Annotated in this window: 19 protein-coding genes and 4 pseudogenes; 18 read left to right on the forward strand and 5 right to left on the reverse strand. The window is 60.7% G+C overall.

Annotated features, from left to right (window positions below; genetic code table 11):
- Positions 1 to 67: 67 nt before the first annotated feature.
- From QP968_RS03800 to arfB, 3 genes are all read left to right on the forward strand, one after another.
- Positions 68 to 1435, forward strand: coding sequence for a hypothetical protein (locus QP968_RS03800; RefSeq protein WP_284855094.1), 1368 nt, complete (start codon positions 68 to 70; stop codon positions 1433 to 1435).
- A 620-nt stretch (positions 1436 to 2055) separates the two neighbouring features.
- Positions 2056 to 3108 carry an FUSC family protein gene (locus QP968_RS03805; RefSeq protein ID WP_284855095.1) on the forward strand — a complete coding sequence of 351 codons (1053 nt, stop codon included), beginning with the start codon at positions 2056 to 2058 and terminating at the stop codon, positions 3106 to 3108.
- 10 nt (positions 3109 to 3118) lie between these two features.
- Positions 3119 to 3562: an alternative ribosome rescue aminoacyl-tRNA hydrolase ArfB gene (arfB, locus tag QP968_RS03810; RefSeq protein WP_284855096.1), complete on the forward strand. Its 444-nt coding sequence runs from the start codon at positions 3119 to 3121 to the stop codon at positions 3560 to 3562.
- Between the two features lie 7 nt (positions 3563 to 3569).
- On the opposite strand, the gene QP968_RS03815 is transcribed toward arfB, so the two are convergent.
- Entirely contained in the window at positions 3570 to 3830 is a 261-nt protein-coding gene (locus QP968_RS03815) for a HigA family addiction module antitoxin (RefSeq protein ID WP_502870026.1), read from the reverse strand.
- A 342-nt stretch (positions 3831 to 4172) separates the two neighbouring features.
- Between QP968_RS03815 and QP968_RS11280 the strand changes: the two are divergent.
- Positions 4173 to 4418: pseudogene (locus QP968_RS11280) on the forward strand (LLM class flavin-dependent oxidoreductase); the annotation flags it as partial.
- A gap of 46 nt (positions 4419 to 4464) precedes the next feature.
- On the opposite strand, the gene QP968_RS03825 reads toward QP968_RS11280, so the two are convergent.
- Positions 4465 to 4854, reverse strand: coding sequence for a heavy metal-responsive transcriptional regulator (locus QP968_RS03825; protein ID WP_005290994.1), 390 nt, complete (start codon positions 4852 to 4854; stop codon positions 4465 to 4467).
- Positions 4855 to 4952: 98 nt separating this feature from the next.
- On the opposite strand from QP968_RS03825, the gene merA (QP968_RS03830) reads away from it, so the two are divergent.
- The 4 genes and pseudogenes from merA (QP968_RS03830) to QP968_RS03845 all read left to right on the forward strand — a co-directional run bounded on the left by merA (QP968_RS03830) (position 4953) and on the right by QP968_RS03845 (position 8025).
- On the forward strand, positions 4953 to 6374 hold the full coding sequence (merA, locus tag QP968_RS03830) for a mercury(II) reductase (protein WP_070452615.1): 1422 nt from the start codon (positions 4953 to 4955) through the stop codon (positions 6372 to 6374).
- The gene (gene merT, locus QP968_RS03835; RefSeq protein ID WP_038593990.1) at positions 6371 to 6721 is read left to right on the forward strand and encodes a mercuric ion transporter MerT; all 351 of its coding nucleotides are present in this window, start codon (positions 6371 to 6373) and stop codon (positions 6719 to 6721) included. The genes merA (QP968_RS03830) and merT (QP968_RS03835) overlap by 4 nt, the downstream gene beginning before the upstream one ends.
- A 192-nt stretch (positions 6722 to 6913) precedes the next feature.
- Positions 6914 to 7303 (forward strand): annotated as a pseudogene (locus tag QP968_RS03840) (peptide chain release factor I).
- Between the two features lie 368 nt (positions 7304 to 7671).
- Positions 7672 to 8025: a type IIL restriction-modification enzyme MmeI gene (locus QP968_RS03845; protein WP_016423158.1), complete on the forward strand. Its 354-nt coding sequence runs from the start codon at positions 7672 to 7674 to the stop codon at positions 8023 to 8025.
- Between the two features lie 70 nt (positions 8026 to 8095).
- On the opposite strand, the gene erm is transcribed toward QP968_RS03845, so the two are convergent.
- Positions 8096 to 8950: a 23S ribosomal RNA methyltransferase Erm gene (erm, locus tag QP968_RS03850; RefSeq protein ID WP_016456425.1), complete on the reverse strand. Its 855-nt coding sequence runs from the start codon at positions 8948 to 8950 to the stop codon at positions 8096 to 8098.
- A 2206-nt stretch (positions 8951 to 11156) separates the two neighbouring features.
- Between erm and QP968_RS03855 the strand changes: the two genes are divergently transcribed.
- The 4 genes from QP968_RS03855 to QP968_RS03870 all read left to right on the forward strand — a co-directional run bounded on the left by QP968_RS03855 (position 11157) and on the right by QP968_RS03870 (position 14780).
- On the forward strand, positions 11157 to 11465 hold the full coding sequence (locus QP968_RS03855; protein ID WP_070574078.1) for a helix-turn-helix domain-containing protein: 309 nt from the start codon (positions 11157 to 11159) through the stop codon (positions 11463 to 11465).
- 171 nt (positions 11466 to 11636) lie between these two features.
- Positions 11637 to 11936 (forward strand): hypothetical protein, encoded by a 300-nt coding sequence (locus QP968_RS03860; protein ID WP_024058949.1) that lies wholly within the window; start codon positions 11637 to 11639, stop codon positions 11934 to 11936.
- A 1540-nt stretch (positions 11937 to 13476) separates the two neighbouring features.
- Positions 13477 to 13974, forward strand: a complete 498-nt coding sequence (locus tag QP968_RS03865; RefSeq protein WP_284855099.1) for a plasmid recombination protein — start codon at positions 13477 to 13479, stop codon at positions 13972 to 13974.
- A 62-nt stretch (positions 13975 to 14036) separates the two neighbouring features.
- A complete protein-coding gene (locus QP968_RS03870; RefSeq protein WP_210399957.1) occupies positions 14037 to 14780 on the forward strand; it encodes a hypothetical protein in 744 nt (247 codons plus the stop codon).
- Positions 14781 to 15454: 674 nt separating this feature from the next.
- Here QP968_RS03870 and QP968_RS03875 read toward each other — a convergent pair.
- Together QP968_RS03875 and QP968_RS03880 are read right to left on the reverse strand one after the other, a co-directional pair.
- Positions 15455 to 16164 (reverse strand): annotated as a pseudogene (locus QP968_RS03875) (IS6 family transposase).
- 475 nt (positions 16165 to 16639) lie between these two features.
- A complete protein-coding gene (locus QP968_RS03880; protein ID WP_284793671.1) occupies positions 16640 to 17029 on the reverse strand; it encodes a heavy metal-responsive transcriptional regulator in 390 nt (129 codons plus the stop codon).
- A 108-nt stretch (positions 17030 to 17137) separates the two neighbouring features.
- Here QP968_RS03880 and merA (QP968_RS03885) point away from each other — a divergent pair, with 108 nt between their 5' ends.
- The 6 genes and pseudogenes from merA (QP968_RS03885) to QP968_RS03910 form a co-directional block, all read left to right on the forward strand.
- Positions 17138 to 18562 carry a mercury(II) reductase gene (gene merA, locus QP968_RS03885; protein WP_284806782.1) on the forward strand — a complete coding sequence of 475 codons (1425 nt, stop codon included), beginning with the start codon at positions 17138 to 17140 and terminating at the stop codon, positions 18560 to 18562.
- 34 nt (positions 18563 to 18596) lie between these two features.
- Positions 18597 to 19250 carry an organomercurial lyase MerB gene (merB, locus tag QP968_RS03890; protein ID WP_101733959.1) on the forward strand — a complete coding sequence of 218 codons (654 nt, stop codon included), beginning with the start codon at positions 18597 to 18599 and terminating at the stop codon, positions 19248 to 19250.
- Between the two features lie 18 nt (positions 19251 to 19268).
- Positions 19269 to 19592, forward strand: a complete 324-nt coding sequence (merT, locus tag QP968_RS03895; protein ID WP_236627260.1) for a mercuric ion transporter MerT — start codon at positions 19269 to 19271, stop codon at positions 19590 to 19592.
- Positions 19593 to 19711: 119 nt separating this feature from the next.
- On the forward strand, positions 19712 to 20194 hold the full coding sequence (locus QP968_RS03900; protein ID WP_081586452.1) for a TlpA family protein disulfide reductase: 483 nt from the start codon (positions 19712 to 19714) through the stop codon (positions 20192 to 20194).
- Complete coding sequence (locus tag QP968_RS03905) at positions 20191 to 21147, forward strand: cytochrome c biogenesis CcdA family protein (protein WP_273416676.1); 957 nt, start codon at positions 20191 to 20193, stop codon at positions 21145 to 21147. Before QP968_RS03900 ends, QP968_RS03905 begins: the two co-directional genes overlap by 4 nt.
- A 375-nt stretch (positions 21148 to 21522) precedes the next feature.
- Positions 21523 to 21673 (forward strand): annotated as a pseudogene (locus QP968_RS03910) (IS481 family transposase); the annotation flags it as partial.
- Between the last annotated feature and the right edge of the window lie 439 nt (positions 21674 to 22112).

A 22112-nucleotide genomic window follows, 5' to 3' on the forward strand; every position in this document is an offset into this window, starting at 1 on the left:
ACCACCGTTTTCGTTGATTTCTCCGTCTGAACATTTTCGTGTTCCACGTCCCAGTAAAATACCGGCTATGACGACCCCTGACTCGCAAATCGAATTTTTCTTTGATGGCGAAGGCCTCATTGCTTTTGGCCATGAAGATGCCTTAGACGAGCTCGGTCGCATCGATGGTTTTTCGATTTCTCAGGTTTCTCCCCAAATTTTGTACCGTATGCGGGATGTTCTCTCGACGGTTGGCGAGTTTCAAGAGCGCTCTGGCCGATACGTGAAAGTCGGCCCAGAGACAGCGAAGCTACTGAAGCAACGCGTCACCACCGGACCCGTGAGAGGGGCGTTTCGGCGGGGCGATTTGGGCCTGGCGGGCAACGCGGGACAGCTCTTCAAACAGATTGAGATTGAAAGCCTTGTCAGGTACACGCCAGCTGTCGCAACATTAGGAAGCAGTCTCGTTGCACAAGCAGCTATCGAAGCAGCGCTACGTGAGATCAAGGATTACCTGGACTCCATCGAATCCAAACTCGATGAACTACTCCGCCAGAAGAAAGTGGAGTCTTTGGGCGAGCTCCAAGGCGTCGCAAATGCCCTCAACGATGCTGTAGATTACTACCGCGAAAACAACAATGTTTCAACAACCAAATGGTCAACGGTGAGCCACCTCGGAGCAACCCTCCACACCCTGGAAGCAACAGCGCTCGGTCAGATTTCAAGCTTGGTGGAACAACTGACGGCAAGCCAGGACAACTCTAAAAAGATCGCCGATGAATTCCGGAAACTGGATAATGAACTTGAACACTGGCTTGCTTATCTTGCTTGGAGCCTTTACCTGCATGACCAGTTTTATGTTCTGGAGATCGCGCACGCACGAGAATTCGAGCCCGACAGCCTCGATGCTCACCACGATTCCATACAAAGGAGGCGCGACGAGAGAATTGAATCTGTGGCGCTGCACTTGCTGGAGTTAAACAATTCAATTCGCTCCGCTGCGGAACTTACGGCCGACGCTTGGTTCACAGCCAAACATCCCAAACGAGCCGGACTCGTAAATGCTGCCGCAAACAAAGCAGAAAGAGCAATTCAGGATTTCGCCCACCGCGCGGATCTTAACTTCGAGCAAAGAAGCCAACTTGAGACACTGAGCTGGAAAAAAGCAGTATCAGTCGTTTTCGATGATTCCGTGAAAGCCCTCGACCAAGGTCGCCAGCGCGGCATAGAGCAGATAAAAGAGCAGATAAACGAGACTCACGACCGGTACCGCACGCACCGACAGAAGAAGGCTCTCAAGAAAAGTGCCAAGATGGTTCGCAGAAATGCGGAAACCAAGTCTCTCAAGTCCCCTGCCACCCCTGCCATCGAAGAATTACTCCCCCAGACACAGCAAGGACCGCACAATGTAGAACCCGAACACTTCTCGCAAAAACCAGAAGCTACTGAAGAGTAAGATGGGTTTCAGCCGCGACCAACTAGCGGACTTTCTGGAAAACATGGCGTCCCACAGCCGCAAAGGTGGCATCACCCTCGGCACTGGAGCTGAAGATCTCGTGGTTTGTGGATGAGGCGGGGGATCCCGTCGATAAGCAAATGCCCGCGTCAGGCTTCACTATTTCTTAGCGTCTAGCCGATCACCGTTCCAGCAAGCTCTACACGGTGCTCCAAGCAGTCTGAACAGGTGGTTCTAGAAGCTATTAAAGAGGCTCTCCGCAGCTGTCACAATACATTTCGCCCGCTTCGTAAATACTGCCGCAGCAATACTGGGACGCACCACTTACCTCGTAGCATTCTTTATGCCACTCTTCGCCATTGAAGTCAATTCCACCAGCGGTGATTCTGTCACCGCAACCTTCACACAGTGGAGTAGACTCACACGTCCGAGAATTGTGCCCATCAGCACCGCAAACGCCACATGCCATGGGTAAAGAATAAATCCCGAGCCAAAGCACGGCAACCGATGCTCACCGCCCTTATCCACCTTTTGCGCGTCAGCCCCCGCTACAGTGTCGCTAGCACAACGACTAATAGGGATGGAGGGCACGGTTGCGTCATTTCAGTCCACTCTTCACGATGGGGCCTGCGCAGCGCGACCACATTCCCGCCTTCCGTACCGCACTTGGCGTGGCTATTCCCATGTTCACGCTGTTGGCGCTGGGGCGACTCGACCTTGCGATTTACGCTAACTTCGGGGCCTTCACCGGCGTGTACGGTCGCCACACCACACGTGCGACCCGTCTGAAGCACCACGTCCTCGCTGGCATTGCGCTTACCCTGATGGTGACTCTCGGTGCGACCATCGCGTGGTTTGGTGTCAGTCCGTGGATTCTCATGATCGTGACGGCGATCGCCTCATCGATATGGGCAACGATTGCGCTAGCCACCGATATGAAGCCGACGGGTTCGGTGTTCATCATCTTCTCCATCGCCGCTGTCGGTTCCCTGAGCAATCCAGTTCATCCGCTGCTCGCCTTCGCCATCGCCGGCGGTGCGGCTCTGGTGTGCCTCATTTTGGGGCAGGTCTCCCACCTCATTGGCGAAGGTCCAGGTGGCGATGCAAAAGAGAATGAGATCCCCACCCGATCCCCCGACGCCGGGCGCGTGCCACGCCAGCGCTTTGTCGTGGAAGCAAGCCGTTTCTTCTTCGCCCCGCTACTTGCCGGCACGTTGGGGCTGATGTCGGTGGCGTTTTTTGATTCGCTCTCCCACTCCTACTGGGCCATGGTCGCCGCCGCCGCTCCCCTGGTGAACTCCCGGTTTAAGATGCAGTATTTCCGGGCCATCGAACGCGTGCTTGGCACGCTGACCGGCATCGCGATCACCGGCTTCCTTTTGTCACACTCGCTGCAGGGCTGGCAGATCGTCGTGTGGATCATCATCCTGCAATATCTGACCGAGATGTACGTGACCCGCAACTACACCATCGCCGCCAGCTTCATCACCCCGACAGCACTGCTGATGGTGCAAGTTGTCGACGCCGCCCCAGTCGTCCCGATGCTGCTTGCCCGCACCGCCGAAACCATGCTCGGTGCGGTGGCCGCCCTCACGATCATCGCCGTGGGATATGCGCGCGCAAACCCCACCGTATTTGCGCGGCGTGGCAACGACAACGACAGCAGAACGTAGGGTGGGCAGCATGAAAGACCTAATCATCGCGCCTGGCCCGGGAGTTCCCGACGGTGCGGTCATCGCCGCCGCCGACCTGACGGAACGTTTCGCGAAATCATCAGGACCAGGCGGCCAGGGCGTGAACACGACGGACAGCAAGGTTCAGCTCTCCCTCGATATCGCCGAAAGCGCATCGCTTAACGACGCCCAACGCCGCCGCATCTTGCGCAACCTCGAGCACCGTCTGGACGGCACTGTGCTCACCGTGTCTGTGTCGACTCAGCGGTCGCAGGTACGCAACCGAACTGAGGCACGCGATCGCTTGGCTGCCCTGTTGCGTGACGCGCTTGCACCGCCGCCTCCCCCTCGACGCAAAACCAAGCCGACACGTAGCTCAGTGCGGCGCCGCCTTGAAGCGAAGAAGCGGCGCTCGGAGATCAAGTCCACACGGCGACAGCCTCAGATCCCCTAGACCGACCCTAGGCTGATGCAGCTTGGACTGGCTGGATATTCTCAATCTCGGCAAGGATTTTATCCTCTGCCACATCCAAGTCGTACTGGGTCTGTAATCCGAGCCAGAATTGCGGGCTCATCCCGAAATACTTCCCTAAACGGAGTGCAGTATCGGCAGTAACAGCCCGCTTCCCGTGGACGATCTCGTTGATCCGACGAGGGGGAACGCCGATAGAAACAGCAAGCTTGTGCTGCGTAATCCCCATCTCCTTGAGAAAATCCTCCATGAGGATCTCGCCGGGGTGTACTGGTGGAAGCTTGTCAGTGATAGTCAACGATCTCGATCTCCTCTGGACCAGCTGCCGTCCACCGGAAGCAGATCCGCCACTAGTTGTCGCAGCTTGCGCAAGGCGACCGAATGGATTCGGGAATCAATGGAACGTACCCCTTCTCGATTCCACAACCGCTCAGTGTCCTTGTTGGCGAACGACTAGATCATGCTTCACCCTATCCCTCCCATAACGCGAAGCGTCAATAACGTATCGCGTTAAACGTTGAACTTGAACTCCACGGTATGTCGTTGCAAAGTTACCCCCTCTCGTTAACACCATCAAAAGGAGTGTTATCCAATGAAAGCGTTCGGCTTCTTAAGCTTCGGGCATTACGCCTTCGGCAGCTAGTGCGGGCCATCTGCGGAAAAGATCGCCAAGACTCGTCTGGAGATCACCCAGGCTGCGGACGAAATCGGCGTGAACAACGCGTCCTTCCGAGTCCACCACTTCGCGCTGCAGGCCTCCGCCACGATGCCGCTGCTGTGTGCTATCGCGGCCACCACCAAAATCATCGAGGTGGGCACCGGCGGCATCGACATGCGCTAGCACATATCGGGGTTGTAACGTTTGAGTCATTGACTCCCGCCGTCTACAAGTATCTACACACTTGATCGGTGCTGCACGTTTCAGGATCCGGGTGCGCGGCGTCCTGGCTAAGGTCCGCGATAGTGTCGCGCAGCACGGAGAGCTGCGCGATCTGCTGCTCGATCTCAGCGAGGCGCACGTCAAGCAGGTCGCGCACGTGCTCGCAGGGCGCATGGCCGCCGTCGCGGATGTCGAGGATCTGGCGGATCTGGGCGAGAGTGAGACCCGCGGCCTGGCCGCGGTGGATGAAGTCGATCCGAGCGACCGTCTCGGGCGCGTAGTCGCGGTATCCGGACGGCGTGCGCTCGGTCGGGGGCAGAAGGCCCTGTTCCTCGTAGAAGCGAAGGGTCTTCGCGGTAGTGCCCGCCCTCTCGGCGAGTTCTCCGATCCACATTGCTGTCTCCCTCCGTGGCCGCGCTTGACCTTCCCCTGCACTGGAAGGTCCAGTATGGCTGAGACAGAGCAGAAAGCCAAGAGTTGACAGGAGTAGCGATGCCTACGAAGTACGATCTCGCCATCATCGGATCGGGAGGCGGCGCGTTCGCCGCTGCGATCCGCGCCAGCACGCTCGGGAAGTCGGTGGTGATGATCGAGCGCGGGACGCTCGGCGGCACCTGCGTGAACACGGGCTGCGTCCCGTCGAAGGCGCTCATTGCCGCGGCCGGCGCGCGGCACGTCGCGGTCGATGCCGCAACCCGGTTCCCCGGGATCGCGACGACGGCGGATCCCGTCGACATGCCCGCGCTGATCGCTGGGAAGCAAGCGTTGGTGGAGTCGCTGCGCGGCGAGAAGTACGCCGACGTCGCCGACTCCTACGGCTGGCAGGTCCTCCGCGGCGACGCCTCGTTCGTGGGCACCCCTGATGCGCCGGTTCTCGATGTTGCCGGATCCGACGGAAGCGTCGAGACCATCGAGGCCCACCACTACCTGGTCGCGACTGGTTCTCGCCCGTGGGCACCGCCGATCGACGGCCTGAAGGAGACCGGATACCTGACCTCGACCACGGCGATGGAGCTGACGGAGGTCCCCGAGTCGCTGCTGGTGCTCGGCGGCGGCTACGTCGCCCTGGAGCAGGCGCAGCTGTTCGCCCGCCTCGGCTCGCAGGTCACGCTGCTCGTGCGGTCCCGGCTCGCCTCGAAGGAGGAGCCGGAGGTGTCGAAGGCGCTCCAGGAGGTGTTCGCCGACGGGGGCATCCGCGTCGTCAGCCGCGCAGTGCCCACCCGGGTCTCCCGCGGCACGGGAGGCGAGGCCGTCGTGACCGCCGCCTTGTCCGGTGGCTCGCAGGAGTTCCGCGCCGACCAGGTCCTGGTCGCCCTCGGACGCCGTCCCGTCACCGATGGCCTGAACCTCGATGCGGTCGGGGTGAATACCGGAGACTCCGGCGAGGTGGTCGTCTCCGACCGGCTGCAGTCCTCGAACCCGCGGGTCTGGGCCGCGGGCGACGTGACCGGGCACCCCGAGTTCGTCTACGTCGCCGCCCACCACGGCACCCTCGTCGCCGAGAACGCGTTCGCCGACGCCGACCGGTCCGTCGACTACGCCCGCCTGCCGCGGGTGACGTTCACCGGGCCCGCGATCGGCGCGGTCGGGATGACCGAGAAGGACGTCCTCGCCGCGGGGATCCACTGCGACTGCCGCGTCCTGCCCCTGCACCACGTGCCCCGCGCCTTGGTCAACCGCGACACCCGCGGGTTCATCAAGATCGTCGTGAACGCCGAGACGAAAGAGATCCTCGGGCTGACCGCCGTCGCCAAGGACGCCGGGGAGCTCGCCGCCGCAGGCGTCCACGTGCTCGGCAGGACCGTCGCCGAGGTCGCCAACGCCTGGGCCCCCTACCTGACCATGGCCGAGGGCATCCGGATCGCCGCGAAGGCCTTCACCACCGACCCGTCGCTGCTGTCGTGCTGCGCATGAACGGCAACGCAGGCAATCGGGGAGATCTCATCCTGAAGCAGACGATGAGCGCCGATCAGGACCGCGACGAATGGCGCGCCGGTCCCGTCGTCGCTGCAGTGACCGGGCTGCTCTTGCTGGCATGCTGCGCGCTTCCGTCGCTGCTCTGCTGCGGCCTGCCGTTCATCGCGGCGGGCGGAGCACTCGCAGGCGTCGGTGGGCTCCTCGGTAATCCCTGGATCATCGGTGCCGGGACCGCCGTCGTGATGGCCGTCATGGCGGGGATGCTCGTCAGGCTACGGCGGCGGCACCGGCGCCGCAGGTCCGGCTGCTGCGAAAATCTTTCGACCGCTGATCGGAACCGGTAGTTCGAGCGGATCCAGCGATCACTGCCACCTGCGGAGGCCGCTGAAATCGAAGCCCGACGGGAGAAGGAGGAGCCAAAAGCGTTCGAATCAACCGGTGACGAGGATAATACTGAGGCTGGATCCCGGCCGTCGCGACGCGGTCTCCGTTTCCGCCGAGACGAGAAAGGGTTGTGGGCACCTAGGCTGGGCGGCATGAACGACATGACCATAGCACCCGGCCCGGGGATCCCCGACGGTGCGGTCATCGCCGCCGATCTCGCGGAGCGTTTCGCGAAATCGTCGACTCCGGGCGGCCAGGGCGTCAACACGACGGACGGCAAAGTCCAGCTTTCCATCGATGTCGCGGAATGCGCATCGCTTACCGACGCCCAGCGTCACCGTATCTCGCGCAACCTCGAGCACCGCCTAGACGGCTCCGTCTTTACCGTGACTGCGTCGACTCAGCGGTCTGTGTTTCGCTAGTGGTCCTCTCGCCTGCACCTGCGACACAGCCTCGTGCCCCCGGGCCGTAGCGTTCGAGGGAGCACAATAGCCCCAGTCCTCATCACGTCCCGGGATCAAAGAGTTCATCGCAGAGGTTAAGCACTACACGTTGAACTTGAACTCGACGGAGTGTCGTCGATAAATAACTATTCGATGCGCAAAGTACAACGAAATACCGCTAGAAACAGACAACATATGGGGGTGCACAGAAACACATATAGGTTCTGCGGAAAACCTATAGGGTGCGTCGCTAAAAACCGCTGTGCGCGAAAAACATAAAGGGTTTACGGACCCGGTCCCAGACCCCTCAATACTCTGAGCCGGAAGAATGGAAAGTGGAAGGTTGATGTATCCCCACTATTTATTTTTTCCGTTTTTCGGAGTACATCGGGAACTACAACTGCGGACCAGCTCTGTGTGAACTAGATGAGAAGGCGCAGCAGCGAATCATCGACGCTGGACAGTTGGTGCTGCGGGCACGCGAGCGGCACCCCCAGCGGTCACTCGCGGAGCACTACAACCCGTTATCGATGGACCCAATTCTGCTCAAGGCTCACAACAACTTGGACCGGGAAGTCGATAAGGCTTTCGATGTGGCACGCAAACTCACCAACGAGCGCCAGCGCCAGGAGCTACTGTTCGCCAGCTACGGGGAGTTGGCGAGGGGCTATGTCTCCTCGCTTTCATCAAAATCGAAACCACCAGCAGGGTCGTTCCCCGTGCGGGTGATTTTGATCGGTCCCGCTGCTGGGTGTAGAACCCTGTCGCTGGCAACGCCGGGAACTATGACTGTGCCCGACGAGAACACGTCACTGCCATAACGCGGCTCACGGTAGACGAACATGGGTCGTTCACTACTACTGGTGGATTTCGGTTTTGGTGGTGGGGGGATTACCGCCGCCGGCCTCGATTTTTCCGTTGAGGAGGGCGTTGACTACTTCCCGATTGTGAAATGGGCCGATGGCGCGGTGAAGAGGAACCAGTCACCTGGAAGAGATCGATCCAGTCGCTGGTGTGCAATCTGGGAGGTAGGGTTGCGGGGTCGATTCCTCGCGAGCGCAACCATGATTGTGTCTCTGAACGTGATGAAAACAACCCTGCCCTTCGGAGAATTTCCCCTATCCCGCGTCCCCGGGCGGTGAAAACGGTGTGCACCATCGCCTGAAAGGCTTTGCGTTGCTCTATCGGGATCTTCGGGTCACCCACCCGGCGGATCACTAAGATCCCCCCGTCAACGTTTGGCTGTGGCCGGAAAGCAGACCTTGGTACTCGGGAACCAAGGTGAAACGTGAACCATGGGGACCACTGAGCTGTCATCATCGTGCTTGCACCTACCCCGGCCCGGCGGCGAGCGACTTCCCACTGCATGAGGAGTACAGCGGCAGTCCATGCCGGCGCATGCAACAACTTTCGAAGAATGGCAGTGGTGAGGTGAAAGGGAATGTTTCCCACAATGACGCAGGGAGTGGCGGGTAACGGGAAGTTGAGGAAATCATCATGGACCACTTCGACCGACGCCGAGGCGGTCTTTTTTGTGAGTTTGGCAGCTAGTTTTGCGTCTACCTCAACTGCCGTTATTGCCCTCCCCAAGTGGGATATCGGGTGAGTGAGGGCACCGCTTCCTGGCCCGATCTCAATGATGGGGCCGGAGGTTTGTTTTACAAGATCGACGATGGAGTTGATGATCTTGTGGTCTGTGAGAAAATTTTGGCCATGTTCGTGACGGCCGTATCCGTATGTAGACATCAGGTGTGCTCCGTGGAGTTGAAACGGAGCCGGGCATGGCAAATGGCCGCCCGGCTAAAGGACCGGAGCGGTTTCTAACCTGCGGGAGGGAGAAAACCGCCTTAGCGGCTGGTGAGCGGCCGCATGAAAACGGAACCTGAAATCAACATGGGCCTATCGTATCCAATTAATTTCGCAGGGTCCAATACGGTGAGAAAGAAGACAACCGCACCGCAACAGTGCAAGACCTCTCTGGATTGGAATTTAATTGAACATGGGTTTGGGGTACGACGCGCCCTACTCGGAGTGGCACGGACACTACGGCTGCGCGCCCACACACAACAGTAAAGAGCTCGGCAATGCACAGACACGTAACGAGAGCGCCACAAATGTATGTACGTTTAAGTCACAGCATCGACACTGACGCTCCACATGGAGGGACGGCCGCAGCCCTGCAGCAAGCACACGGCAGGGTGTCTGCTTCGGGCGACGTGAAATTACGCCGAAAAATACGAAACACATCACCGCAGGTCACGGTAGGTATTTGCGGGTCATTTCGTAATCTCGTAAACGAAAAGAACAAAACTACGAAACACAAAAACATACGTTGAGCAGCGTAAATGGTTTTCGTTTCGTAATTTTTCCACTTTTTGAAGAAAATCTAAATAAGAAGAGACACCTTGATTGCGATTGTGTCCCGTGTCACATAGCTGCAACCCCTGCAGCGTGCCCTCAACGAGGACGCTCTGTGTCGTAGACATGTGCCTGCAATGCGTGTCTGTGTCTCTCTCTTAAAAGGTTTGGGTCGAAATACCGCAAAATTACGAAACACCGCCGAAATGTGACGTGTCTATGCAGGTCACAGCGTTATCGCGTGTTTCGTAGTTTTGTTCTTTTCGTTTGCGGAAATCACGAAACCGCAGGTAGAGCGTTTCGTAATTTTTTCGTATTCTGATCGGCAAATTACGAAACGAGGTCAAAACTACGAAACGAACACACAACACCTGTGTTGCGTGTCACACAACGGCGCGCCACGGACGTGTTGCAGCGTGGCAGTATCCCGGCCGTGTCACATAGCCGCAACCCCTGCAGCGTGCCCTCAATGAGGACGGTCTATGTCGTAGACATGTGCCCGTAATGTGTGTCTGTGTCTCTCCCTTAAAAGGTTTGGGTCGAAATGCCGCAAAATTACGAAACATCCCCGAAATGTGACGTGTCTGTGCAGGTCACAGCGTTATCGCGTGTTTCGTAATTTGGTTTTCCGATTTTCGTAGTTCTACGAAACCGCAGGTAGAGCGTTTCGTAATTTTTTCGTATTTTGATCGGCAAATTACGAAACGAGGTCAAAACTACGAAACGAGCGCGCTACAGACGTGTCACAGGTCATAAAAAGGCGCGCCCCTTGCGTGTCACCGTGACGCAGCATCCCGGCCGTGTCACATAGCTACAACCCCTGCAGCGTGCCCTCAATGAGGACGGTCTATGTCGTAGACATGTGCCCGTAATGTGTGTCTGTGTCTCTCCCTTAAAAGGTTTGGGTCGAAATGCCGCAAAATTACGAAACATCCCCGAAATGTGACGTGTCTGTGCAGGTCACAGCGTTATCGCGTGTTTCGTAATTTGGTTTTCCGATTTTCGTAGTTCTACGAAACCGCAGGTAGAGCGTTTCGTAATTTTTTCGTATTTTGATCGGCAAATTACGAAACGAGGTCAAAACTACGAAACGAGCACACTATAGACGTGTCACAGGTCACAAAAAGGCGCGCCCCTTGCGTGTCACCATGCCGCCACACAACAGCTGCCCCACCACAACACCCCAGCCGTGCCACGAGGCGTGTAGAAACGTGCTCGGTTCGATTCGTAAAGATTAGGTCGCAGGCTATTGTGCGCGACGCATAAGTTCCGTACGATGGCCCCCAGACCGTATGTGGCGTTTTAATTCGTTTTTGGTTTAGCCAGCCGCATACGGGGGATAACCCCGAGGATAATTCATAAAGAGACAGCCTCTCGACCGTGATAGGCGCGGTTCCTCCGACGAGATAGACCGGTCGGCAACGGCATTGCCAACCACAAAAGCGGTCAGGTAGGGAGTAAGCGCTCCCGTAAAGCGATGGGACGGCAGACCACCGTTCTAGCGAGTCGAGCACGGCACTCCAAGCCGCCTGAATAGCAAGCCGGTAAAGCACCCCGCTCCGGGACAGATCAATCTGCCCAGGAGCGTTTTTCTATGTCCGAAAAGGACACGACTACCGCCGTCGCGCCACGCTTTTACACGCTGCAGGAACTCGCCGATCTCGGCGTCGGCTCCGAGTCCACGTTGCGAAAAGCTATTAAAGAGGGCCGTCTTTCATTCCACCGTTTCGGCACCGCCTATCGGATTCGCCAAGACGATCTCGACGCCTACCTCACGGCCGCACGCCGCCCTGCCCCGCAGCTATTCGACGGCTTCGTCGATGCCGTCGTGAATGCAGCGCCCCAACTGACAGATGAGCAGCGCCAGCAGCTCGTCACGGTGCTGGGCGGTGTGAAGCACTAATGCGGACAAACCCGCCTACGACGAGATCCCGCCGCTTAGCTCAGCTAGTCAGGCTGGGTCTTGAACTGAGTGCGAGGGCTGATGGGTGATGGCCGTGCTACTACACACGCGCGCTCCACCGTCGTGCCCCGAGTCCAAATAAACAGTTCATTCAACCAAGGAGAACAAACCATGTCTTTCAGAGACGATTACGCAGCAGCGCTGCGCGATGAGCAGCAAGCAAAAGATACCGTGAACGAGGCGCGCCGTGCACACAAAGCGACAAAGGAGCGCCTTGCGCAGTTGCGCAAGTATGCCGAAGAGTTCGAGGTGAATCTCGACGGTGACAAGTCCGCCAGCACCGAAGGGGACGGTGACAAGTCCGCCAGCACCGAAGGGGACAGCGATACACCTGAGAACGGTGACGGCGACACGCCTGAGAGCACCGAGGGCAGTAAGCCGAAGCGGCATCTAGAAGTTGTACCCGACTAACCCTTTAGCCGTACACGCAATCACCTCATGTGTGTACGGCCACGCGGCGTGACGACGTACAGCCGTCACGTTTGATGTCGCCACACACCCCGCTCGCAAGGGCGGGGTTTTCGCGTGTGTGCGGGTGGCTGCGGCACCGCTACACGTGACACTGTCACGATGCTTGCGCCGGTATCGGCGACGGGGCATATACACGTCTGCCCCGTCGCCTGGATCATCCGCCACATGGCTGGCGGTATGTCGCGCTGCTGTTATGCGCGGTTCTGGCCGGCATAGTCTTGTGTGGACTTGAAATATGCCGAAGACGGGGCCGTGGGTGCAGCAAAGACAGCAGCGTGGACAGAGCAGATTTCAGCAGCTGTGCTGCTGAAGATGCAACCGCGACGGCAGATGGTATGCGGCGCATGCCGCATAATGGACGCGTCGTGAGATACGCCAATATCCATCTCGGCAGGCTTGCCGTGATGGAGCGTTTCGTGATGACCCAAACACGACACATCGATGCTGGCATATCCGAATACATATCGACGGGATATATCGGATTGCCAGCATCGATGTGTCGTGACGTAAAGCATGGGTCATCACACAAGGTGCAGCGCCAGCTGCACTATTGGGCATCTTGACCGGAGCGCAGCGGAGGGCAAGACAGCACCAGCCAGACCGAGCGAGCGAGGTCTGAGACTGGGGCTGTAGGGGGCGGCGCGCCAGCGCCGGGCACCGGGTTATGCGAGCGCCAGCGAGCAGTAATACCCGGTGCAGTGCCTCGGCTATGCCGAGCGCCGGAGCGCAGCGGAGGCGTCGCACCCCCTTATGCCCTTTTCCCCCTTCTACCCCTATAACGACAAACATATAGGGGTTTTGACACAGAAGGGGGCTGCGACCTGCGTGTTTCGGGTCTTTACGTGGTCTTCGACCCTTACCCGAAACGGCCCGTTGATGCGCGAAGCGCACATGGTGCCTATGCAAAACCTGCAGGTCGCCACGCTGTGCGCACCACGTGTGGCGTCAGCCACTGTATGTCGGTCTTAAAGTAAGGGCCGATGACGGGTGGAAACGCCGCTTGCGGCGTCTTCCCGCGTCATCGAGACACCTGCAGCGAGCTTGCGAGCGCAAGGTGTCTAACCGAACGGCAAGACCGACATCGTCTAAGTGGTGCGCACAGCCACACCCTGCACCGTGACACCGCCGTCAGGCGGTCATTGCAGGGTGGTGAAAATCCCGCAGCGAGCTATCCGCCGCAAGGCGGTGTTGATGCTGCTGCGGGGGTTGAGACACGGGCCTGAAGTAACACACTCCATATCGGCCCGTACAACAAGCACACTATCGGTGCAGACGTATCACGCTCGCGGCGGACATATGCGCGACAGCGCATGTGAGATACACCGCCAGCGACGTGTGTTTCGCAGCGCCCGCGCTGCAGCAGATCCAGCGGCAGCTGCTGACACAAATTCATAGCGCCGCGACTCGATTGGTTCATCTTTGTGGCAGCGGCTGTACGGCCCTGTGGCGGCCGTAGACGCCTCGGATGGACGGAGTGCGCGTGCAGAAGAACAGTTTCGAGACGTCGCTGTTCGTCGTGTATCCGCCGAAGTCGATGTGCAAGGAGATCCCCGACTACTACACCAGTGAGGTGGACGGGCGCGAAGTGAAACGTCCGCGCTATGTCGCCCGCGACTACGAAGAAGCAAAGAAGTACCCCGAAGAGTCAATGCGTTGGCTCGCCGAGAACTTCATTCCCGGCGGCATCGACGCAGTCGCCGGCGGGGACATGAACTTCGACGAATCGACGCCACACATCCAGTTTCAGGCGGACACCCTCTCTCCCCCCATCCGGACAAGCCCGGTACGCTGCGTTGCCGCCCTGGCATCGCGTACAACACAGACCCCACGGTGCGGTACAAAGACGACCCGAAGAAGGGCAAGCAGATATCGGGCCAACAGAAGTTCATCGATGCACAGCGAGGGCTTCGTGAACACATGCACTCGTTGGGTTATCCGGTCGAGCTGGAAGTCTCTGAACGACACGACGAGTCGCTGAACCTCGACCGCTACACCGAGCAGTAAGACCGAGAGCGGGATCTCAAGAACCGCGAACGTGAAGTGGAAGTCAAGAAGCGCTCCGTGCAGCGCGACATGGACGCGATCGAGCGTGATCGCGAGCAGGCAGCAAAAGAACTCAAGCAGGCCCAAGAAGCCAACGAGAAAGCGCAAAGTGTGCTGCAGCACGCCGAAGAACAGGCCCGCGCTGTTGCTGAGCGCGTACTTCGTGAATCACGCGAGAAAGCCGACCAGGACGCCGAACAGACCATGGGCCTTGCCGAAGCGCAAGCAGACGAGCTGCTCGAACGAGCCGAAGAGACTGCACGGGCCAAGGCGAGCGCGATTACAGCCACGGCCCGCAACGAAGCGGAGTCGATAACTCGCAAGGCCGACGAGGCCCATAAGCAGGCTGAGCGCGACGCCGAGACGATCCGCAACAAAGCACGAGATGAAGCCACGAGCGTCCGCGACGAGGCCACACGCGACGCTGCAGTAACGCGCAAGGATGCTCACGATGAGGCTGATCAGATCCGCCGCAACGCGCACGCGGATGCCGAAGACGAAGCCGCCATCATCATCGAAGAAGCGGTGAAGTCAGGACAGCAGTTGGAGCACTTGGATAAGAAGTTCCTGGTGCAAGAACTGCATCGTAGCCCGGAGCTGCTTGAGCGTTACACGCTGTTCAGGGAGTCGCAGACCTCAGGCAAGAAGGACGGGGCGCAGCAGCGCGCACGTGAGCGCATTGAGAAGCGCCGCCAGCAGCAACAGCAGCAGCGTGACCACGACGGCGGCATGGAGCTGTAGGGGCGCTCTCCCCTGCCCTGTACGGCCTTCTGAGGGCCGTATAGGGTGCCGTCGGCGTCCGTCGGTCATCGGCAGCGGGCAAACCGCTGAGATTCGGCGAAAAGCGAAGAAATCTCGGCTAGGCGGGGCCAGTGTCACTACGTTGCGCAGTGAATTGGCCTGTTAAGTGGCGGAGATAGTGCGCAGTACGTCGGTGTGTACGGCGGCGCATGTGCTGCGCAGAAGAGACGCCCGCAAAAGGGCCGGCAGAATGTCGTTGTCATTCTGTTGCGCAGTAAAGGTGTCAATAGAATGGCGAGCCACTTTATTGCCCGATTCACATGTCATTAAAGTGACAGGGCATTTGATTGCGCAGTAAACGTGTCGATGAAATGGGTGCCCAATACACAGTGCAACCTACGTGTTAATGAAATGTCGCGTCCACTACATAGTGCAGTGAATTGCGCAGCAGAAACGCCAGTAAAAGCACCGCTGCACTGCACTGTAAAACAGCACGGGTGATGTGCAACAAAGCGGCGTGTGAAATGCACCGTGAAATGTCAGTGCACCTAGAGCTGCACCACCGCTATTCCCCTACGACGTCCGAACGGCGCCTTGGTGCTGTTGCAAACTTCAGGCGGAGAGCCGTGACGACCCAGTCTTCATCCTCTGATGCTCGCTGCGGGTCGGCGTTCTCAGGCAGCCTCGAACACCCGGCTGACGATCACCGCATCCGGGTTCGGTTGCTCGTAGGCAAACATCGCGCCCTGGCCTTTCCGTAATGAGTGCATCGCTTCCATCCCTTTCAACGTCCGGTACGCCGAGGTCCGGTTTTTGAACGCCCCCTTCGGTCCGAGGATCCGTTTCAGCCGCCCATGATCTCCTTCAATGACGTTATTGAGGTATTTCACCTGCCGGTGTTCCACGGTCTGCGGGCAGATTCCCTCTGACTTCAACTCGGCGATTGCCCTGGCCAGGGAGGGTGCTTTATCGGTGTTGATCACCCGCGGGAACCCGGTTATCGTGTTCGACCTCAGGGCCTTGGCCAGGAAACGCTTCGCTGCGGCGACATTACGCTTTGGGGACAGGTAAAAATCCAGGGTATGCCCACCCGCGGTGATGGCCCGATAGAGGTAGCACCACTTTCCCCCGACCCGGATATAGGTCTCGTCCACCCGCCAGGACCGGGCCTGCCAATCCGGGACTTGTCGGTACCACCGGGTCTGCTTGTCCAGCTTAGGAGCATATTTCTGGACCCAGCGGTAGATGGTGCTGTGATCGACCGGTACGCCGCGTTCGGTCATCATTTCTTCCAGATCGCGGTAGCTGAGCCCGTAGCGGCAGTACCACCGGACCGCCCACAGGATGATTTCACGGGGAAATGACGACCGGAGAAGATGCCCATGGCTGTGATTAATTCACGCAGGTCTTCTTGTCGCCCGAACTTTGCAACAGCACCAGCGGAAACGGGGTTCTCGCGGGCCACGGTCGCACGTCACGTCGCCGCCCTTAAAGGGGCGGGTGAATGGCCCGAGCTGTAGGGGTCTCACACCGTAAGCAATATACGGTTCCCCTGCCCCCGGGCAGTGAAGAATGAGAGAACCCGGGTGAAGCAAGGTTCTCAGATAGCGGAAGACCCCGGGGAGCAGGGGGGGATTGCTCGACCCAGGGCCTTCGGACGCCTGCGGAGCAGGAACCCACCCCAGCGTCATCACGAAACTATCATTTGTACAAGCAGTGTGCAGGTCTTACGCGCTAGGGATGACTACTACGTCAGTCAATTTGTCGATTTTGCTGATGAGCTCTTCCTCAATTTTGTAGATCTGGCGGTATCTTTTTGCGAGAGCCTTTTGGCGGTCCAGGAGGTGTGCCCAATTGGATTACAAGTACCTACACACTTGATCGGTGCTGCACGTTTCAGGGTCCGGGTGTGCGGCGTCCTGTCTGAGGTCCGCGATAGTGTCGCGCAGCACGGAGAGCTGCGCGATCTGCTGCTCGATCTCAGCGAGGCGCACGTCAAGCAGGTCGCGCACGTGCTCGCAGGGCGCCTGGCCGCCGTCGCGGATGTCGAGGATCTGGCGGATCTGGGCGAGGGTCAGCCCGGCGGCCTGGCCCCGGTGGATGAACCCGACCCGACCCACGGCATCCTGGGCGTAGTCCCGATAGCCGGAGGCCAATCGCTCGGCCGGAGGGAGCAGCCCCGACTCCTCGTAGAACCGAAGGGTCCTGGTCGTGGTTCCGGTTGCTTCCGCAAGCTGTCCGATCCTCATGTTCGCCGATTCCCCTTCCAATGGCCACCACACTTGACCTTCCATTGTACTGGAAGGTTCACAATGGTTCCATAGGAACTTTTGAACCACAGGGAAGAGACATCTGGAATGACAAACGAAAAGTTCGATCTGGCGATTATTGGTTCCGGCGGCGGAGCGTTTGCGGCCGCGATCCGGGCCACCGGGCTGGGCAAGCGCGTCGTGATGGTGGAGCGCGGCACCGTGGGCGGGACATGCGTGAACACGGGCTGCGTCCCGTCGAAGGCGCTCCTGGCTGCCGCGGAGGCCCGCCACGTGGCGTTGGATTCGGCCCGCTTCCCTGGGGTGGCGGCCTCGGCGGGCCCGGTGGACATGCCGGCCCTGATTCAGGGCAAGGCCGCGCTGGTTGAAAGCATGCGCACGGAGAAGTACGTCGATCTGGCCGCGGACTACGGGTGGACGATGATCTCGGGGGACGCGTCGTTCACCGGAACCCAGGACGCACCGCTGCTCCGGGTGATCTCCCCGGATGGTGCAGTGAGAACGATCGAGGCCGGGCACTACCTCGTGGCCACTGGCTCCGCACCCTACGTACCGCCCGTTCCCGGACTGGCCGAGGCCGGGTACCTGACCTCGACGACGGCGATGGAACTGGACGAGGTGCCCGAATCAATGCTGATCCTGGGCGGAGGCTATGTTGCCCTGGAGATGGCACAGCTTTTCTCCCGGCTGGGCTCCCGGGTGACCATGCTGGTCCGTTCCCGGTTGGCCTCGCAGGAGGAACCGGAGGCATCCAAGGCGTTGGCGGGGGTGTTCGCCGACGAGGGGATCCGGGTGGTCCGGCGGGCCATGGCCGACTCCGTGGCCTCCGGCCCGGACGGGGTCTCGGTGACGGCAAACGTGGCCGGGGACGAGGAGGTGTTCCGCGCTTCCCACATCCTCGTGGCACTGGGCCGCCGCCCAGTGACCGAGGGACTGGACCTTGACGCCGTCGGGGTGAAGACCGGCGCATCCGGCGAGATCGTGGTCGATTCCCGCCTGGCCACGTCCAACCCGCGGGTTTGGGCCGCCGGGGACGCGACCGGCCATCGGGAGTTCGTTTACGTCGCAGCGGCCCACGGCGCCCTGGCCGTGGACAATGCGTTCACCGATGCCCTGGCCGAGGTCGACTACCGGCACCTGCCCCGGGTCACCTTCACCAGTCCCGCCATCGGGGCGGTCGGGATGACGGAAAAGGAAGCTGTCGCCGCCGGGATCAGCTGCGAGTGCGGGGTCCTCCCCCTGGAGTACGTGCCGCGAGCCGTGGTCAACCGCGACACCCGCGGCTTCATCAAGGTTGTCGCGGACCGCGACACCGGACGGATCCTGGGCCTCTCCGCGGTGGCCAAGGACGCCGGGGAAATCGCCGCCGCCGGCGTCTACATCCTCGAAGCGGGCATGACCACCGCGCAGGTCGCCGCCGCCTGGAGCCCCTACCTGACGATGGCCGAGGGCATCAGGATCGCCGCCAAGGCCTTCACCACCGACGTCTCCAAGCTCTCCTGCTGCGCCTGAGCTGCAGCCCCCACTACCGAAGCAAAGGAATGCCATGACCGCCACCGACCAGGCCCTCACCTATCTGTTGTCCCCCGCGCGCTCCGGAATAGACCCGGACTTGTTCGTGCCGCTGCTGCGGCTCCTGGCCGAGGGCGAGCCCGTCACGGTCGCCGAACTGGCCACCGCCAGTGGCCGGAGCGAAGACACGGTCCGGCAGGGACTGGCCGCCGTCCCGGACACCGAGTACGACGACGAGGGCCGCATCATCGGCCTGGCCCTGACGATGCGGCCCACCCCGCATCGCTTCACCCTGGCCGGGGAACAGCTCTACACCTGGTGCGCCCTGGACACCCTCTTCTTCCCGGCCCTGATCGGGAAGGCCGCAACCATTGAGTCGACCTCCCCGGGTAGCGGGACCCTCATCCGGGTGATGACGGGCGCGGACGGCACGGTGACCTCCGTGCAGCCGGCCACCGCCGTCGTGTCCATCATCAGCCACCCGGGCACGGGGCCGGTGCGGTCATCGTTCTGCAACCAGGTCCACTACTTCGCCTCCCGCGAGGACGCCCAGCCGTGGTTGGATTCCCATCCCGACGGCGAAGTCCTGGACATCGAGGCGGCACACCGGGCCGGTGCCGCCATGGCCGCCGCCCTCCTCGCCGCGGCCGCCACGCGGGCCCCCGCGGCGCAGGACTCCTGCTGCTGAGCTTTAAAAGGACATGACATGACCCAGCACCCAGAACAGCCAGACACCGGCCATCAACCCGTCCGGCAGACCGGTCGCCCCGGGCGATACCACACACTGGCCGCAGGAATCGGCATAGCAGCGGCCATGATCCTGTGCTGCGCAGGACCCATCCTCATCGCCGCCGGAGCCCTCGGCGCGATCGCCGGATTCTTCTCAAATCCCCTCGTGTTACTCGCGGCCGCCACGGTGCTCCTGGCCGGGATCATCGCCGTCACCAGGCAGCGAAAACGCCACAGGACCGACGACTGCTGCCCTCCCGCATCCCCCGAGCACCACCGCACCGACCACGGCACCGCCTGAGTCCCCATCCCCATTCCTGGAAGGAACCACCAGACACCATGACATACCCGAGATCCCGCCGTTCTCTGTCCGTTCCCCGGCCCAGGCACCTCGCCTCCGCCCTGTTTCTGACAGCGGTCATGGCACTGACAACCGCCTGCGCCAGCTCACCGAGCGGCCCGTCGGCCGCGCCAGGCGGTTCGTCGCCCGACGCGGCCGGTGCCGTTGCTGTTACGGTCTCCGACATTGACGGCACTACCCGGACCATCCCGGACGGTAAGCCCGCAGCACTGTTCTTCTTCTCTGCCGGATGCGGTGAGTGTGTGGAAGGGGCCGATTCCCTGAACAAGGCCTCCACGGCCCTGGGAAGCTCGGCCGACTACCTCCTGGTGGACGTGGACCCCCGAGAACCGAAGGAGACCATCAACGGATTCCGCGATTACATCAAGGCCCCTGAGCTCCCTGCCGTCATCGACACCGGGGCCACACTGACCACCCGGTACAAGGTCACCTCCATAAGCACCCTGGTGGTGGTCGACGCGAAGGGCGACGTTACCTTCCGGGCCACCGACCCGTCTGCGGAAAAGATCCAAGAAGAACTCACCAAGGCCGGCGCCCAATGACAGCCCTGCTTGCCCTGGCCTTCGCCGCTGGAATGATTGCCCCGGTCAATCCCTGCGGTTTCGCCCTCCTGCCCGCCTGGATAGCCCAGACCATCGGGGACGCCCGGACGCGCCCGCTCGCGCTGCGTCTGACCCACGGGCTCCGGGCCGGGCTCGCGCTCAGCCTCGGCTTCGCCGGGACCCTGGCAGCCTTCGGGCTGATCGTCAGCGCGGGCGCCAGGACCCTGATCAGCGCAGCGCCCTGGCTGGGAATGGCCACCGGGGTGATCCTTCTCCTGCTGGGCCTGGCCATGCTCACCGGACTCACACCACGGCTCCGTCTGCCGGCCTGGGCCACGAAACCCCGCACACAAGAAGCCGCAGGGGCAGGTCACAAAACCGGGCGCATGGTGGCCTTCGGGGTCGGATACGCCGCAGCATCCCTCGGCTGCACCCTCGGGGTGCTCCTGGCCGTGATCGCCCAAGCCCAGGCCGTCGCCAGCTACGCCGGGCTGCTCGCGGTCTTCGCCGCCTACGCCGCAGGCTCGGCCACTGTCCTGATGCTCGTTTCGGCAGGCACGGCCATCGCCGGGGCCGCCCTCGGGCGAAGAATCACCGGCCTGGCCAAGCACAGCAACCGCATCGCCGCCTTCATCCTCACCATAACCGGCGCCTACCTCAGCTGGTATTGGTATCCCGCCGCCACCGGCGGAACCGCACAGGCCAACAGCCTCGCCGTATGGTCAGCCGCCGCCAGCGCCTGGATCAGCGACAACAGCACCCTGATCGCAGCCCTCGCCGCAGCCGTGGTGCTCGCATCGGCATTGGCCGCCCTCAACCGGCGCAGGAGACTGCGCATCAGACAGGGAACGCCGCCCACAGGCGAGGGCCCCGGGCAAAGCGGGGAACCCGACTGCTGCGCACCAACTCCGGACAACAACTCGACCGAGGACCGGCCAGGCACGATCCCGTAGCTGGCCGAGGACTCCCAAAAAGCAAGGGGGAGAGGGAACCGTGCCCCATCTTCTGGCAAACGAGGCGCCCGCCTATCAGGACAGGTTGGTACAGCGGCATCAGGCCGGAAGTCAATTCGTGCAGAGGACTTCGGGCAATCCGTCAGGAGCCCTCTGTACCGCCCCCGCAATGACGGGAACGTCAGTGTGGTGGACTTCGGAAAGCCACAGTGACACCCACTAGTTGTACTCGACCGTGACGTTGGTGGCACTTTCGGTCTTGTGAAATAGTTAGGCCTCCTGGCTTAGTGGAGCTGTCTAGTTCTTCACTGCCGGAGGCCTCTATGCCCAACGGTAACGCCCGCTTGACCACGCATGCGAGAGCGTTGCTGGTGGCCAGGCAAGCTCATCCATATCGATGTGAAGAAACTCAGCCGCATCCCCGACAGCGGCGGTTGGCGAGTCCACGACCGATCCGCGACCGGAAGACCCGATCGGGTTCGACCACGTCCATGCCGCTGTCGATGACCACACCCGACTCGCTTATATGGCCCACTAGCGGTCGCGGAGCGTCCTGAAAACCTAAAGTTTTATGAGACACCCGGCAGGAACTGGAATGTGAGACCGTTTCATGGGGCAATTGGCCTCCTCCCCGTCTCACTAAAGCGTCTCGCCCTAAGTTGTCGCAGGGTGGTGCTCGGTAGGGGTTTGTGAGGCATAATCGAGACATGAGGCTTTTGGGGTACACCCATCTGTACGCGCTGACCTGCGGCGTTGTGGGTTGTGCCGAGCGTGCTGCCGGAGTCCCTTTCAGTGTCCCTGGGGTAGGAGCGGCCGCATGAAGGTGCGCTCGTACCGCAGGACGCACTCGGACTCGTCTCGAATCCGGTCAGCGGCGATGAAGTCCGGGTGGGTGCCGAACAAGGTGCGGTACTGCTCGTAGGCAGCCAGGCTGGGGAAGCTGAACAGGGATTCCGCACGGTCAC

It is taken from the genome of Corynebacterium sp. MSK041 (assembly GCF_030232265.1).
Lineage (GTDB): Bacteria > Actinomycetota > Actinomycetes > Mycobacteriales > Mycobacteriaceae > Corynebacterium.

Excerpts from the sequence above, each read along its gene's own strand:
- QP968_RS03800 (WP_284855094.1), top strand. The coding sequence starts at position 68 with ATGACGACCCCTGACTCGCAAATCGAATTTTTCTTTGATGGCGAAGGC.
- QP968_RS03805 (WP_284855095.1), top strand. The coding sequence starts at position 2,056 with ATGGGGCCTGCGCAGCGCGACCACATTCCCGCCTTCCGTACCGCACTT.
- arfB (WP_284855096.1), top strand. The coding sequence starts at position 3,119 with ATGAAAGACCTAATCATCGCGCCTGGCCCGGGAGTTCCCGACGGTGCG.
- QP968_RS03815 (WP_502870026.1), bottom strand. The coding sequence starts at position 3,830 with ATGGAGGATTTTCTCAAGGAGATGGGGATTACGCAGCACAAGCTTGCT.
- QP968_RS03825 (WP_005290994.1), bottom strand. The coding sequence starts at position 4,854 with ATGTGGATCGGAGAACTCGCCGAGAGGGCGGGCACTACCGCGAAGACC.
- merA (WP_070452615.1), top strand. The coding sequence starts at position 4,953 with ATGCCTACGAAGTACGATCTCGCCATCATCGGATCGGGAGGCGGCGCG.
- merT (WP_038593990.1), top strand. The coding sequence starts at position 6,371 with ATGAACGGCAACGCAGGCAATCGGGGAGATCTCATCCTGAAGCAGACG.
- erm (WP_016456425.1), bottom strand. The coding sequence starts at position 8,950 with ATGTCTACATACGGATACGGCCGTCACGAACATGGCCAAAATTTTCTC.
- QP968_RS03855 (WP_070574078.1), top strand. The coding sequence starts at position 11,157 with ATGTCCGAAAAGGACACGACTACCGCCGTCGCGCCACGCTTTTACACG.
- QP968_RS03860 (WP_024058949.1), top strand. The coding sequence starts at position 11,637 with ATGTCTTTCAGAGACGATTACGCAGCAGCGCTGCGCGATGAGCAGCAA.
- QP968_RS03880 (WP_284793671.1), bottom strand. The coding sequence starts at position 17,029 with ATGAGGATCGGACAGCTTGCGGAAGCAACCGGAACCACGACCAGGACC.
- merA (WP_284806782.1), top strand. The coding sequence starts at position 17,138 with ATGACAAACGAAAAGTTCGATCTGGCGATTATTGGTTCCGGCGGCGGA.
- merB (WP_101733959.1), top strand. The coding sequence starts at position 18,597 with ATGACCGCCACCGACCAGGCCCTCACCTATCTGTTGTCCCCCGCGCGC.
- merT (WP_236627260.1), top strand. The coding sequence starts at position 19,269 with ATGACCCAGCACCCAGAACAGCCAGACACCGGCCATCAACCCGTCCGG.
- QP968_RS03900 (WP_081586452.1), top strand. The coding sequence starts at position 19,712 with ATGGCACTGACAACCGCCTGCGCCAGCTCACCGAGCGGCCCGTCGGCC.
- QP968_RS03905 (WP_273416676.1), top strand. The coding sequence starts at position 20,191 with ATGACAGCCCTGCTTGCCCTGGCCTTCGCCGCTGGAATGATTGCCCCG.